At 74.0% G+C, this 12,587-nt stretch carries 12 protein-coding genes; 5 read left to right on the forward strand and 7 right to left on the reverse strand.

Annotated features, from left to right (window positions below; all coding sequences use genetic code 11):
- Positions 1-53: 53 nt before the first annotated feature.
- The 3 genes from LH044_RS15410 to LH044_RS15420 all read right to left on the reverse strand — a co-directional run bounded on the left by LH044_RS15410 (position 54) and on the right by LH044_RS15420 (position 1,849).
- Positions 54-353, reverse strand: a complete 300-nt coding sequence (locus LH044_RS15410) for a hypothetical protein (protein ID WP_227756473.1) — start codon at positions 351-353, stop codon at positions 54-56.
- An 11-nt stretch (positions 354-364) separates the two neighbouring features.
- Positions 365-802 carry a hypothetical protein gene (locus LH044_RS15415; RefSeq protein WP_227756474.1) on the reverse strand — a complete coding sequence of 146 codons (438 nt, stop codon included), beginning with the start codon at positions 800-802 and terminating at the stop codon, positions 365-367.
- A gap of 81 nt (positions 803-883) precedes the next feature.
- Positions 884-1,849: an acyl-CoA desaturase gene (locus tag LH044_RS15420; protein WP_227756475.1), complete on the reverse strand. Its 966-nt coding sequence runs from the start codon at positions 1,847-1,849 to the stop codon at positions 884-886.
- Between the two features lie 314 nt (positions 1,850-2,163).
- Between LH044_RS15420 and LH044_RS15425 the strand changes: the two genes are divergently transcribed.
- Entirely contained in the window at positions 2,164-2,724 is a 561-nt protein-coding gene (locus LH044_RS15425) for a transglycosylase family protein (RefSeq protein WP_227756476.1), read from the forward strand.
- Positions 2,725-2,817: 93 nt separating this feature from the next.
- Here LH044_RS15425 and LH044_RS15430 read toward each other — a convergent pair whose 3' ends face one another.
- Positions 2,818-3,540: a VIT1/CCC1 transporter family protein gene (locus LH044_RS15430; protein WP_227756477.1), complete on the reverse strand. Its 723-nt coding sequence runs from the start codon at positions 3,538-3,540 to the stop codon at positions 2,818-2,820.
- Between the two features lie 127 nt (positions 3,541-3,667).
- Here LH044_RS15430 and LH044_RS15435 point away from each other — a divergent pair, with 127 nt between their 5' ends.
- Together LH044_RS15435 and LH044_RS15440 are read left to right on the forward strand one after the other, a co-directional pair.
- Positions 3,668-6,148, forward strand: a complete 2,481-nt coding sequence (locus LH044_RS15435) for an HAD-IC family P-type ATPase (protein WP_227756478.1) — start codon at positions 3,668-3,670, stop codon at positions 6,146-6,148.
- 10 nt (positions 6,149-6,158) lie between these two features.
- Positions 6,159-6,926: a class I SAM-dependent methyltransferase gene (locus LH044_RS15440; RefSeq protein WP_227756479.1), complete on the forward strand. Its 768-nt coding sequence runs from the start codon at positions 6,159-6,161 to the stop codon at positions 6,924-6,926.
- Between the two features lie 13 nt (positions 6,927-6,939).
- On the opposite strand, the gene LH044_RS15445 is transcribed toward LH044_RS15440, so the two are convergent.
- Positions 6,940-7,692, reverse strand: a complete 753-nt coding sequence (locus LH044_RS15445; protein WP_227756480.1) for a Clp protease N-terminal domain-containing protein — start codon at positions 7,690-7,692, stop codon at positions 6,940-6,942.
- 229 nt (positions 7,693-7,921) lie between these two features.
- Between LH044_RS15445 and LH044_RS15450 the strand changes: the two genes are divergently transcribed.
- Positions 7,922-8,506 carry a superoxide dismutase gene (locus LH044_RS15450; RefSeq protein ID WP_227756481.1) on the forward strand — a complete coding sequence of 195 codons (585 nt, stop codon included), beginning with the start codon at positions 7,922-7,924 and terminating at the stop codon, positions 8,504-8,506.
- Positions 8,507-8,624: 118 nt separating this feature from the next.
- On the opposite strand, the gene LH044_RS15455 is transcribed toward LH044_RS15450, so the two are convergent.
- Positions 8,625-10,607, reverse strand: coding sequence for a molybdopterin-containing oxidoreductase family protein (locus LH044_RS15455; protein ID WP_227756482.1), 1,983 nt, complete (start codon positions 10,605-10,607; stop codon positions 8,625-8,627).
- Between the two features lie 67 nt (positions 10,608-10,674).
- Here LH044_RS15455 and LH044_RS15460 point away from each other — a divergent pair, with 67 nt between their 5' ends.
- Positions 10,675-12,096: an MFS transporter gene (locus LH044_RS15460; protein ID WP_227756483.1), complete on the forward strand. Its 1,422-nt coding sequence runs from the start codon at positions 10,675-10,677 to the stop codon at positions 12,094-12,096.
- A gap of 27 nt (positions 12,097-12,123) precedes the next feature.
- On the opposite strand, the gene LH044_RS15465 is transcribed toward LH044_RS15460, so the two are convergent.
- On the reverse strand, positions 12,124-12,543 hold the full coding sequence (locus LH044_RS15465; RefSeq protein WP_227756484.1) for a nuclear transport factor 2 family protein: 420 nt from the start codon (positions 12,541-12,543) through the stop codon (positions 12,124-12,126).
- Positions 12,544-12,587 lie beyond the last annotated feature (44 nt).

The following is a 12,587-nucleotide window of genomic DNA, read 5'->3' on the forward strand; positions in this document are numbered from 1 at the left end:
CGCGGCGCGGACGGCTCGGGGCGGGGCGGCGTGGTGTACGGCTCGGCGGCCGGTCAGGTGTAGCTGGCGGCGCGCCGGTCGCGCTCGGTGCGGCGGGCGCCGAAGTGGGTGCTGAGGTCGACGCAGAAGGCGAAGATCACGATCAGCCACCCGAAGCCGGTCACGCCGCCGATCGGGGCCCAGGCGGCGGCCCACGCCAACGTCGTCCACGGCAGCAGGAAGAACCCGAGGATCGGGAACAGCCAGTTGTCGTCGAACGCCGCCGGGATCCGGTCCGTGAAGATCCACGTGAGGAACAGCGCCAGCCTCGGCGACACGGCCGAGGCCAGGACGAGCAGGCATCCGCATCCCATGGGGGCGCAGACTAGGGCAGGGTCGCGTCCCCCGTCGTGAAGATCCACGACGCCCGCAGCCGGCGGAACCCGGCGTGGCGGCGGGTGCGCCGGCGGCGGCGCACGACCCGGGGCGACGTCTCGGGCCGGCGGGCGCGCAGATGGCGCGCACCCTCCTCGCCGAACGCGTCCGCGAGGCGGACGGCGGCACGACGACCCGGCGGCGAGGCGTCCACGGTGGCGAGGAGCTCCGGCATCCAGCGCGGCGCCGTGGCGTCGGTGGTCAGAGCGGGGACGATGGGCGACAACCGGTGACGATCGTCGAGGGGCTGGGTGCTGAACAGGTCGCACGCGCCCGACGCCAGGTGGTGCCTGACGTCGTCGTCCGGCGCGAACACGTCCGCTCGGCACCGCTCACCCTCGATGTGGTCGTGCGCGGTGGTCGCGAAGAGGTTCGGGAGCGCGGTCACGGGCACGTCCCTACCCACCGGGGTGCCGTCCAGATGCCTCGGATCCAGATGTTCCGATCCCGCGGGATGACCGAACGGCGTTCAGACCGAGATCTGCTCGAGGTCGTCGAGGTGGTCGGTGTCGGGGAGGGGGTCGACGACCGCGTCGACCGGCGCCGGGCGCTCGGGCTCGGCGGGCGCGTCGTCGTCCGCGAGCGCCCGCGGCCGGCGGACGCCCCAGATGATGTGCAGCTTCTCGAGCACGACGAGCACGTACCAGGTGACGTCGACCTCCCACCAGCGGATGCCCTGGCGGGCGACGTGCTGGTGGCGGTGGTGGTTGTTGTGCCAGCCCTCGCCGAGCGTGAGCAGCGCGAGGCCGAAGTTGTTGCGGCTCGTGTCGGTCGTCTCGAAGCGCCGCCGCCCGAACACGTGGGCGAGCGAGTTGATCAGGAACGTCGCGTGCCAGAGGAGCACCGTCGACAGGAAGAAACCGATGAGCAGGCCGGACCAGCCGCCGATGAGGTAGCAGGCGGCGCCGAGCGCCCACGGTCCGATCCAGTCTCGGCGCGAGATCCAGGCGATCTCGGGGAAGCGCTCGAAGTCCTTCATCGAGCCCTCGGGCCGGGCGGACGTGTCGTCGCTCAGGATCCAGCCGACGTGGCTCCACCAGAAGCCCTTGAGCGGGGTGTGGGGGTCGTCGACCGTGTCGGCGAAGCGGTGGTGGACCCGGTGGTGGCCCGCCCACCAGAGCGGTCCCTTCTGCGCGCAGGTCGTCCCGCCGAAGGCCAGGACGAACTGGAACGCCCGGCTCGTCCGGTACGACCGGTGCGAGAAGTAGCGGTGGTAGCCGGCCGTGATGAAGAACATCCGGCCCCAGAAGGTGACGAGGCAGAGGATCACCGCGGTCCACGTGACGCCCGTGAAGACGGCGAGCAACGGGAGCAGGTGGACCAGGAAGAAGGGGATCGAGGTCCGCGGATTGATCCGGCCGTGGGGGAGGCGTTCGGCGCTCAGTGGTCGGGCCTTTCGAGGGGTGCCGGAGCAGTTCGGTCGGAAGTGACCCACGGTAACCCGATCTCGGGGGTGCGGGTGCAACCCGCCGCGATCCCCGTCATCTCAGCCTGTGCAGCCCGTCAGGTGCGGCGCGTACCCCGTTCGCGGCGGTCCAGAACCACTTGTGCTCTCGGTCACAAAGTCGTGACGCGATGTTACGAACGTGCGTCATTTCCGTCATACTGTCTCGCCGTCGTCACAGGACGACGACCCGCCGCCCGGGACCGACCTCGTCACGGACACGTCGAGGGGCCGGGCGGACGGATCAGAACGAGGCGGATCCCGGGGCGATGCCCGGCCCGCACACGGACCCTTGGAGGGGACCCATGCAGCACACCACCACCGACGCCAGCCTGACCGCGCCCGACACCGTCGCCGCTCGTCGGGACCGACGAGCCGGCGCACCCCGACCCGGTGAGGAGAGCAGTCCCCGGGCATCGGCCGCTCCCCGTCGTCGCCGTCGCGGCGTCGGCATGCTGGCCGGTGCCGTCGTCGCCCTCTTCCTGCTGACCGGCTGCAACCTGCCGGTCGAGAAGTGGGTCACCGACTTCAACGGTGACGGCCACATCGACCAGGCGGAGATCTCCCGGGCCCAGTCCGAGATCCTGCTGGCGATCGCCGCGCAGCGGCGCGCCGTGCAGGCGCACCCGTTCCTGACCTGCGTCCGGGCCCACGAGTCGGGCGGCAACTACGTCGCGCAGAACCGGTACAGCTCGGCCTCGGGCGCCTACCAGTTCCTCGACAGCACCTGGCGCAACGTCTCGGTCAGGTCCGGGCACCCGGGCTACGGCCGCGCCATGCAGGCCCCCTGGCACGTGCAGGACGCCGTCGCCCTGTGGCTCTACAACAACGGCGGTCGCTCCGCCTGGGCCGGCACCGGCTGCTGAGCCACCCGAGTCGAAACCCACAGTCCACGGCGGCCCTCCGGGGCCGCCGTGGCGCGTCCGCCCCCTGCCGAACGCCGGTCGACGGGGCGGAGGTCAGCCGACGGCGGTGCCGAAGAGCGAGCCGACGACGAACGTCGCGGCGAGCGCCAGCGATCCGCCCAGCCCGACCCGGAGCGCTCCTCGCCACATCGGCGCGCCGCCCAGCGCCGAGGACACTCCGCCGAGCACCACCATCCCGGCGATCGCCGCGACCGCGACGGCGGGAACTCGGGCGTCGCCCCTGACCACGACGGCGACGAGCAGCGGCACGAGCGCGCCGATGGCGAAGCTGGCCGTCGAGCTCAGCGCCGCCTGCAGCGGCCGCGCCCGCTGCTCCTCGGTGTGGCCGAGCTCGTCGCGCATGTGGGCGGTCACTGGGTCGTGCGCCATCAGGGCGTCGGCGACCTCGGCCGCGAGCTCGGGGGTCAGGCCCCGGGCGACGTAGATCGAGCGGAGCTCCCGCGTCTCTGCGTCGGGGTGCAGCTCGATCTCGTTCTCCTCGAGCACCCGGTCGGCCCGCTCGACGTCGAGCTGCGAGCTGACCGAGACGTACTCGCCCAGGCCCATCGACAGCGCGCCCGCCACGAGCGCGGCCACGCCGGCGGTCAGCAGCGCGTCGGTCGACGCGCCCGCCGCGGCCACGCCGAGCAGGAGGGCGCCGGTCGACAGGAGGCCGTCGTTCGCGCCCAGCACCATCGCCCGGATCCACCCCGCGCGCCGGCTGCGGTGGTCCTCGGGGCGGTGCGTCCGAGGCGGTGCGCGGTGGGCTCCGGTCATCGACGCGAACGGTAGCGGTCGCCCTCCCGCCCCCGACGGTCCGACCGACCCTGCGCCGCGCGGCGGCGCACCGACGGCTCGGAGGGGTCCGGCGGGGCGCCCGGGCCGACTGGATAGCCTCCGCAGGATGTCGGACCGTCCCTCCACGACCCCCACGGCCGTCGGACCGGTCGACGCGGACGGGCGCGGCCTCACCGCGGCCGAGGTCGCCGAGCGCGTCGCCGACGGTCGTGTGAACCACGTGCCGTCGGACCCGTCGCGGACGACGTCGCAGATCCTGAGGGCCAACGTCCTCACGCCGGTCAACGCCATCATCGGCACGCTGCTCGTGCTGATCGTGATCGCCGACGGCATCGGGCCCGACATGCTCTTCGGCGGCGTGATCGTCGCCAACTCGCTGATCGGGACCATCCAGGAGCTGCGGGCCCGGGCCGCGCTGGACCGGCTGGCCGTGCTCAACACCCCGCACGCGGTGGTGGTCCGCGACGGCGAGACCGCGGAGCTCGAGGTGGAGCAGGTGGTCGCCGACGACCTGCTCGTGCTGTCGCCGGGCGCGCAGGTCGTCGTCGACGGCGAGGTCGTCACGAGCACCGGCCTCGAGCTCAACGAGTCGCTGCTGACGGGGGAGTCGGACCCCGTCCACAAGCAGCCCGGCGACGAGGTGATGTCGGGCAGCTTCGTGGCCGCCGGCTCCGGCACGTTCCGCGCCACCAAGGTCGGGGCCGACTCCTACGCGGCCTCGCTGGCCGGCGCGGCCAAGGAGTTCACGCTCGTCCACTCCGAGCTGCGGGACGGGATCAACATGATCCTGAAGTTCCTGATGGTGGCGCTGCCGCCGATCGCGATCGTCCTGCTCGTGCGGCTGTGGGGGACGAGCGAGGACTGGCGCGACGCGCTGTCGGGGACGGTGGCGGCCGCCGTGGCGATGGTGCCCGACGGCCTCGTCCTGCTGACGAGCCTGGCGTTCATGGCCGGCGTCGTGAAGCTGTCGCGCCGCAACGCGCTGCTGCGGGAGCTGGCCTCGGTCGAGCTGCTCGCCCGGGTGGACACGCTGTGCCTGGACAAGACCGGCACGATCACCACCGGCGAGATCGTCGCGGCCGGCGTCGAGGAGCTCGACGGCCGGTCGGGCGCCGGGGCCGACGGCGCCGCGCCGGGCGACGGCGACGGGCCGGGTCCGTCGGTCGACGAGATGCTCGCCGCCCTCGCCGCCTCGGATCCCGACCCCAACGCCACCCTGCTCGCCATCGGACGGGCCCACCCCGACGACCCCGGGTGGGCGCTCGTGGACACGGTCCCGTTCTCGTCGGCCCGGAAGTGGTCGGCCGCGTCCTTCGACGGCCACGGGGCGCTGTTCCTCGGGGCGCCCGAGTTCCTCGCCCCGGGCGACGCCGAGGTGGCGGACCGGGTGGGGGAGCAGGCGGCGCTCGGTCGGCGGGTCGTCCTGCTGGCCACGGCGTCCGGGCTGACCGGCGACGAGCTGCCCGACGACCTCCACCCGCGGGCGCTCGTCCTGCTCGAGGACGACATCAGGGACGACGCCGAGGACACGCTCGGCTACCTCTCCGAGCAGGGCATCGGCCTCAAGGTCATCTCCGGCGACCACCCGGGCACCGTCGCCGCCGTCGCCACCCGCGCCGGGGTGCCCGACGCCCAGCGGGTCATGGACGCGCGGGACCTGCCCCTCGACGACGACGAGGCGCTGGCCGAGGCGGTCGAGTCGCACACGGTGTTCGGGCGTGTGAAGCCGGAGCAGAAGCGGGCGATGGTCCGGGCGCTGCAGTCCCGTGGCCATGTCGTCGGCATGACCGGCGACGGCGTGAACGACGTCCTCGCGCTCAAGGACGCCGACATGGGCATCGCCATGGGCGCGGGCAGCGCCGCCAGCCGCGCCGTCGCCCAGCTGGTCCTGCTCGAGAACCGCTTCTCGGTGCTGCCGGGCGTGCTGGCCGAGGGCCGGCGGGTGATCAACAGCGTCGAGCGGGCCGCCAACCTGTTCATCTACGGCACCGTCTACTCGGTGTGCATGGCGCTCGTGATCACGGTCGTCGGCACCGACTACCCGTTCCTGCCGCGGCACCTGACGCTCGTCCGGTCGCTGAGCGTCGGCATCCCCGGCTTCTTCCTCGCGCTGGCGCCCGACCCTCGACGGGCCCGCACGGGGTTCGTCCCGCGGGTCATCCGCTTCGCCATCCCGGCCGGCGCCATCGCCGCCGCCGCAGCCCTGACGGTGTACTTCTTCGCACGCGAGGTGGCCGACACGTCGCTCGTCGACGCCCGCAGCGCGGCGACGATCACGCTCCTGGCCGTCGGCCTCCTCCTCCTGCTGCGCCTCACCCGCACCCTGCCCCCGTGGCGCTGGATCCTCGTCGGGTCGATGGCGGCCGGCATCGTCCTCGTGCTGGCCATCCCGTTCGCGTCCGAGTTCTTCGACCTCGTCCGCCCGCCCGAGACCGTGTGGGAGGCCATCGGCGTCACGGTGCTGGTCGCAGCGATCGCCGTCCGCTTCGTGCCGGTCACCGCCGACGGGGGCGAGGTCGTCGAGCTGCCGGACCGGTTCCGCCCGCCGTCGCGCAAGGAGCGCGCCGACCGCACCCCTGCGGCCTGATGCACCGGTCGTGAGGCCCGCCGACGCGATCGACCGCCTGGCCGCAGCCGGCTGCGTCGACCCGGCGGCGGAGGTGGCCGAGATGTCGCGCTGGGCCCCGGTCGACGTGGCCGGCTGGAAGCTGCCGGCCGACTGGGTGCGGCGGCGAGCACGGGGTGAGCCGCTCCCGTGGATCACGGGCCACGCCGCGTTCTGCGGCATCGACGTGCGCGTCGCGCCCGGCGTCTACCCGCCCCGGCCGTGGTCGGCCGAGCTCGCGCTCACTGCGGCGGGCCGGCTCGGCGAGGTCGGACGTCTGCTCGACCTGTGCACCGGGTGCGGTGCCGTCGGCGCGCTCGTCCGGGCTCGCCGACCCGATGCGCTCGTCGTCGGCGTCGACGCGGACCCGGCGGCTGCCGCGTGCGCCCGGTCGAACGGCCTGGTGGCCGCCGCCGGCGACCTGGACGGGCCGTTGCGGCCGGGCGCGGCGTTCGACGTGGTCACCGCAGTGGCGCCGTACGTGCCGACCCCGGCGCTCTCGACGCTCGCCGGTGACGTGCGCGAGCACGAGCCCCGCCGAGCGCACGACGGCGGCCCCGACGGCCTCGACGTCGTCCGACTCGTGGTCGCCGCAGCTGCGGCGCGGCTCGTGCCGGGCGGGTGGCTGCTGCTCGAGCTCGGCGGCGACCAGGACGTCGCGCTGGCCACCGACCTGGCCGCCGCCGGTTTCGAACCGGCCGAGCCCTGGCACGACGCCGACGGGGACCTGCTCGGCCTGGCCGCCCGCCGCACCCCCTGACGGTGCGCGTGGGTCAGTCGTCGGCGGGCGGGGTGCCGGTCGCGGTCATCGTGGCGAGCAGATCCGCGATCTCGGCCTCGGCCCGCTCCTTGTCGAGCCCGAGGGCAATGAGCGGACCGTCGTCGCCCTCCTGCTCGAGGAGCGCGAGCAGCAGGTGCTCGGTGCCGATGTAGTTGTGCCCGAGGCGCAGCGCCTCGCGGAACGTGAGCTCGAGCACCTTCTTGGCCGCGCCGTCGAACGGCACGTGGCCGGCGCCGCCGCCCTCGACGGCCGGGGGAAGAACCGAGGTGGCGGCGGCGCGCACGGCCTCGGCGTCGGCGCCCTGGGTCACCATCACCCACGCGGCGATGCTCTCGGGCTCCGCGAGCAACCCGAGCACGAGGTGCGCCGGCGTGATGCGGTCGCTGCCGGCCTGGTTCGCCTCGGTCTGGGACGCGGCCACGACGCTGCGGGCCCGGGGCGTGAAGCGGCCGAAGCCGGCCTCGGGCCAGAGGTCGTCGGGCTGCTCGGGGAGCTTGGGCACGAACCGCTGCTGCGCCGCCTGCTTGGTGACGCCCATGCTGCGGCCGATGTCGGTCCAGGACGCGCCCGACCGGCGGGCCTGGTCGACGAAGTGCCCGACGAGGTGGTCCGAGAGCGAACCGAGGTGCTCGGCGACGAGCACGGCGTCGGTGAGCTGCTCCAGCGGCTCGTCGTGGACGGCGGTGATGGCGTCGATCACGTCGTCGAGGCGGACGGGCGGTTCGATCGGGAGGGCGGCGGACATGCCGTCAACCCTACGTTGACGTTGGTGATCCGTCAACCCCGGATTGACGAGCGGTGCCGGGGAGCCAGGGACGCGGGTCGTCCGCGAGTCGGAGTTCGGGGCCCGATCGGAGCCGTCGCAGGACGAGTCGTCGGTCGACCGAGCGGGAAGGGCCCTGGCGGTCGATGCCCCCGGCAGGGGGTAGGTTGCGCCCCGAGACAACCTGACCTGTTCCCCGAGAGGACGATCCATGGCCTTCGAACTCCCGCCCCTTCCGTACGCCCAGGACGCCCTGGCGCCGCACATCTCGGCCGAGACGCTCGAGTACCACTACGGCAAGCACCACCAGACCTACGTCACCAACCTCAACAAGCTGGTGGAGGGCACGGAGTTCGAGAACGCCACGCTCGAGGACGTGATCCTCAAGTCCGACGGCGGCCTGTTCAACAACTCGGCCCAGGTCTGGAACCACACCTTCTACTGGAACTCGATGTCGCCGGACGGCGGCGGTGCGCCCACCGGCGAGGTCGGCGACGCGATCAGCTCCGCCTTCGGTTCCTACGACGACTTCAAGTCGAAGTTCGCCGAGGCCGCCACCACGCAGTTCGGCTCCGGTTGGGCCTGGCTCGTCGACAACGGCTCGGGCCTCGAGATCATGAAGACCTCGAACGCCGACCTGCCGATGAAGCACGGCGCCAAGGCGCTCCTCACGATCGACGTCTGGGAGCACGCCTACTACATCGACTACCGCAACGCGCGGCCGAACTACATCTCGACCTTCCTCGACAGCCTGGTGAACTGGGAGTTCGTCGCCCAGAACCTCGGCGAGGCCTGATCGAGCCCACCCACGCCGGCCGGCCCCGCCACGTCCCACCCGGACGGGCGGGGCCGTGCCGCGTCCGGGGCGGGGTCGCCCGCCCGTGCCGCTCGGCCCGCCGCGCCCACGAGGCGCGTCAGGCCCGCGCCACCTCGACGGTCGTGTCGTTGAACACGGCGCCGCCCACGGTCGCCTCGACGTCATCGGGCACCAGGGCGTTGGCGGTCAGCCCGCCGCCGACGTGGCGCCGCCAGAGCCCCTTGGGGATGACGACGACGCCGGGTCGCACGGCCGCGTCGACCACGGCAGGGAGGCGCAGCTCCGCACGCTCGTTGAAGACGCGGACCTCGTCGCCGGTCGCCACGCCCCGGGCGCCGGCATCGTCGGGGTGCATCGTGACGGCCGCCCTCGGCGGGTCGAACTCGGCGAAGATCGAGTTGATCGTCCTCGTGGTCGCCGGGCTCAGGAGCGTGAGCGGGTGCTCGCCGCCGTCCAGCTCGCGGAACACCGGCAGGCGGTCCGAGCCCGGGCCGAGCACGAGCCGGGCCCTCCCGCCGTCGGGAAGGGTCGTCCCGGGTGCGCCGGCCGGGCCGAACTGCACCGTGCCGTCGGGGCGGGTCGACACTGCACGGTCGGGCACCGGCGGTGGCGGCACGTCGTCGACGCCGTAGCCCGACAGGCCGAGGCGCTGGGCCAGGCCCTCGGCGACCTCGGCGTTCGTGCGCGACTCGCCGACGCGCGGGATCACCTGCCGGATCGGTGACGCCGCGTAGGCGCCGTAGCCCACGGCGACGTCGCGGCCCGACTCGAAGGAGGTCGTCGCCGGCAGGACGATGTCGGCCAGGGCGGCGGTGTCGGTCATCACCTGCTCGTGCACGACGGTGAACAGGTCGTCCCGCCCCAGCCCGGCGAGGACGGATCGCTGGTCGGGGGCCATCACCGCGGGGTTCGCGCCCTGGACGAACAGGACGCGGACCGGGGGATCGGCGTCGAGCAGGTCGCGGCCGATGCGGTTCATGTTGAGGACCCGGGCATGCGCCGGCGCGCCGGGGAGGTCGGGGAGCGTGTCGTCGTCGGCCGACGACGACGTGGACTGGATCACCCCGGCGCCCGGCCGCCCGAACTGGCCGGCCAGGACCCAGGTGGCGAGGGCGGCACGGATCGAGCTCCCGCCGTTGCGGTTGCGCTCCATGCCCCAGCCGACGCGGAGCATGCCGGGGCGCCGGCCGCCGACCAGCTCGGCGAGCGCCGTCACCTGCGCCGCGTCGACGCCGCAGACCTCGGCCGCCCGCTCGGGCGTCCACTCCCGGGCGGCGTCGAGGTGCTCCTCGACGCCGTCCGCGTGCTGGGCGCAGAACGCCCGGTCCACCAGGTCGAGCCGTTCGAGCTCGTGCGCGACCGCCAGGGCGAGGGCGACGTCGGTGCCGGGCCGGACGGCGAGGTGCAGGTCGGCCCGGGCCGCGGTCGGCGTGCGCCGCGGGTCGACGACGACCACCGCGGCGCCGCGGGCCCGGGCGTCGGTCAGCAGCGGCGTCAGGTGCGTGTTCGAAGCCGAGGGGTTCGCGCCCCACAGCACGACCAGGTCCGAGTGCGCCACGTCGAGGGGGTCGGCCGAGGCCATGTTCGGGAAGGTGGCGTGCCACGCGATGGCGGCGGTGGCGGCGCAGATCGTGTGCGCCACGGCCGAGGTGCCGAGCTCGAGGAACAACCGGGTGGAGAGGCGGTCCGAGAACGTGGGCGCCGAGGAGTTGTAGAGGAACGGCACGACCGACGCCGGGCCGTGGTCCCGGACGGCGGCCCGGATCGCCGACGCCGTGCGGTCGAGCGCCTCGTCCCAGGAGATCGGCTCGAACCGGCCCGAGCCCTTCGGCCCGGTACGGACCAGCGGCGTCAGGACGCGCTCCGGGCTGTAGACGCGCTCGGCGCTGCGGCGCACCTTGGCGCAGATCCAGCCGTCGGTCAGCAGGTTGGACTCGCCGACCGGCGCCGCGTCGACCCGCTCGATCCGCTGGGCCGGGCCCTCCCCGCTGACCGTGACGTCCAGCGTGCACGCGTCGGGGCAGTCGAGCGGGCAGGCGGTCGTGATCGAGCGCAGCTCCGGGACGTCCGTTCGGGACATGCCGACAGGCTCCCACGGCCGGGCCCCCGCCCGCCGCCCGGTTCCGTCGGCGGTAGCCTCGCCCGCCGTGACCGGTCCGAGCGAGGCGTCGCCCGCGCTCCCGGCTGACCCTCCCGGCCTGTGGGACCCCTCCCACCGGTGGGTGCTCGTCGGGGTGACGTGCCTCATCACCGTCGTGGCCATCGAGGCCATGGCGGTGAGCACCGTCATGCCCGTCGTCGAGGACGACCTGGGCGACATCTGGCTCTACGGCTGGACGTTCTCCGCGTTCTCGCTCGGCGACCTCATCGGCATCGTGCTCGGCGGCCGGGCCGCCGACCGGGTCCGACCGGTCGTCCCGCTGCTCGTCGGCGTGGCGACCTTCACCGCCGGGCTGCTGATCGGCGGCTTCGCACCGGCGATGTGGGTGCTCGTGCTGGGACGGGCCCTGCAGGGGGTCGGTGCGGGGGTCGTGCCGGCGGTGTCGTACGTGTGCGTCGGCCGGGGCTTCCCTCCCTCGATCCACCCGAAGGTGTTCGCCGTGATGTCGACGGCGTGGATCGTGCCGTCGCTGGTCTCGCCGCTGCTCGCCTCGGCGGTCGCGACCGCCTTCGGCTGGCGGTGGGTCTTCCTGGGCCTGGTCCCGATCATGGGCGTCGTCGTCTGCCTGGCCGTGTTCTCGCTCCGTGGGATCGGCGCGCCGGACGAGCCGAGCCGGGAGGCCGCGCCCATCGCCCGGACCGTGCGCCTCGCCGTCGGGGCCGGCATGGTCCTGGGCGGCCTGACGATGGAGCACCCGGTCGGCATCGTCGGGCTCGTGCTGGTCGGCGGGATCGTCGCGGTGCCGCCGCTGCGATCGCTCGTCCCGCCCGGCACGTTCCGCGCCGCCCGCGGCCTACCGGTCGTGGTGCTCGTGCGGGGCGTGCTCACGTTCGCCTTCTTCTCGGCCGACGCCTTCGTGTCGCTCGCGCTCACGTCGGTCCGGGGCACCTCGACCCTGTACGCCGGCATGGTGCTCGCGGCGGCGTCGCTGACCTGGACCGCCGGCAGCTGGCTGCAGGCGCGCCAGATCGCGGTCTGGGGGCCGGCCCGGCTGGAGCGGCTCGGCGCCCTGTGCCTGATCGGGGGGTCGACGCTCTACGCCGTCTGTCTCCTGTCGGCGGTGCCGGTGCCGTTCTGGTTCCTGGCCTCGGCGATCGCCGGCTTCGGCATGGGCACCGCGTACTCGCCGCTGTCGGTCGTCGCGCTCGAGCGGGCGGAGGCCGGCCGGGAGGGGGCGGCCACCTCGGCGCTGCAGCTCAACGACATCCTCGGCGTCGCCCTGGGCACCGGCCTGGCCGGCGTCGTCGTGACGGTCGGCGACCGCCTCGGCGCCGACCGGCGGCCGACGATGGCGGTCATCTTCCTCGGGGCGGCCGCGGTGGCCGTCGTCGTCGCCCTGCTCGCCCCGCGGCTCGGCGGGCCCTCGCTGCGAGCAGCGCCCGACCCGGCGCCCGACCCGGCCGTCTGACGCAGCGCGCCGGGCTGTCGGGCGGCGTCAGCCGCCGACGCGCAGGCGGTCCATCTCCCAGTAGGCCCGGAGCGCGACGACCTTGCCGTCCCCGTCGACCTTGTAGGTGAAGACGCCGTCGGTGTGCACGACGGTCCCGTCGGGCATGCGGGTCGAGATGGTCCCGACGTTCGCGACCTCGTCGCCGCCGGCCCAGCTCGAGTCGATCCGGAACCTGACCTCGTTCGGCCCGATCACCGAGTCGTAGAAGGCCTCGATGGCGGCACGGCCGCGCTGGCCGCTGCCGTCGGGGCTGAACGGCGACGGCCCGATCGGGTCCTCGACGACGGCGTCGTCGGCGAACAACGCGAGCCACGCGGCCTTGTCGCCCGCCTCGACCGCCTGCATCGACGCCAGCGAGGCGTCGCGGGCGGGGTGGGGTGCGAAGTCGTCGGGCAGCTGCGGCATGGGCGGGAGTCTGCCAGCGGGAGCCACCCGGGCGCCCGCCCGGC

It is taken from the genome of Dermatobacter hominis, assembly GCF_020715685.1.
Taxonomy (GTDB): Bacteria; Actinomycetota; Acidimicrobiia; order Acidimicrobiales; family Microtrichaceae; genus Dermatobacter; species Dermatobacter hominis.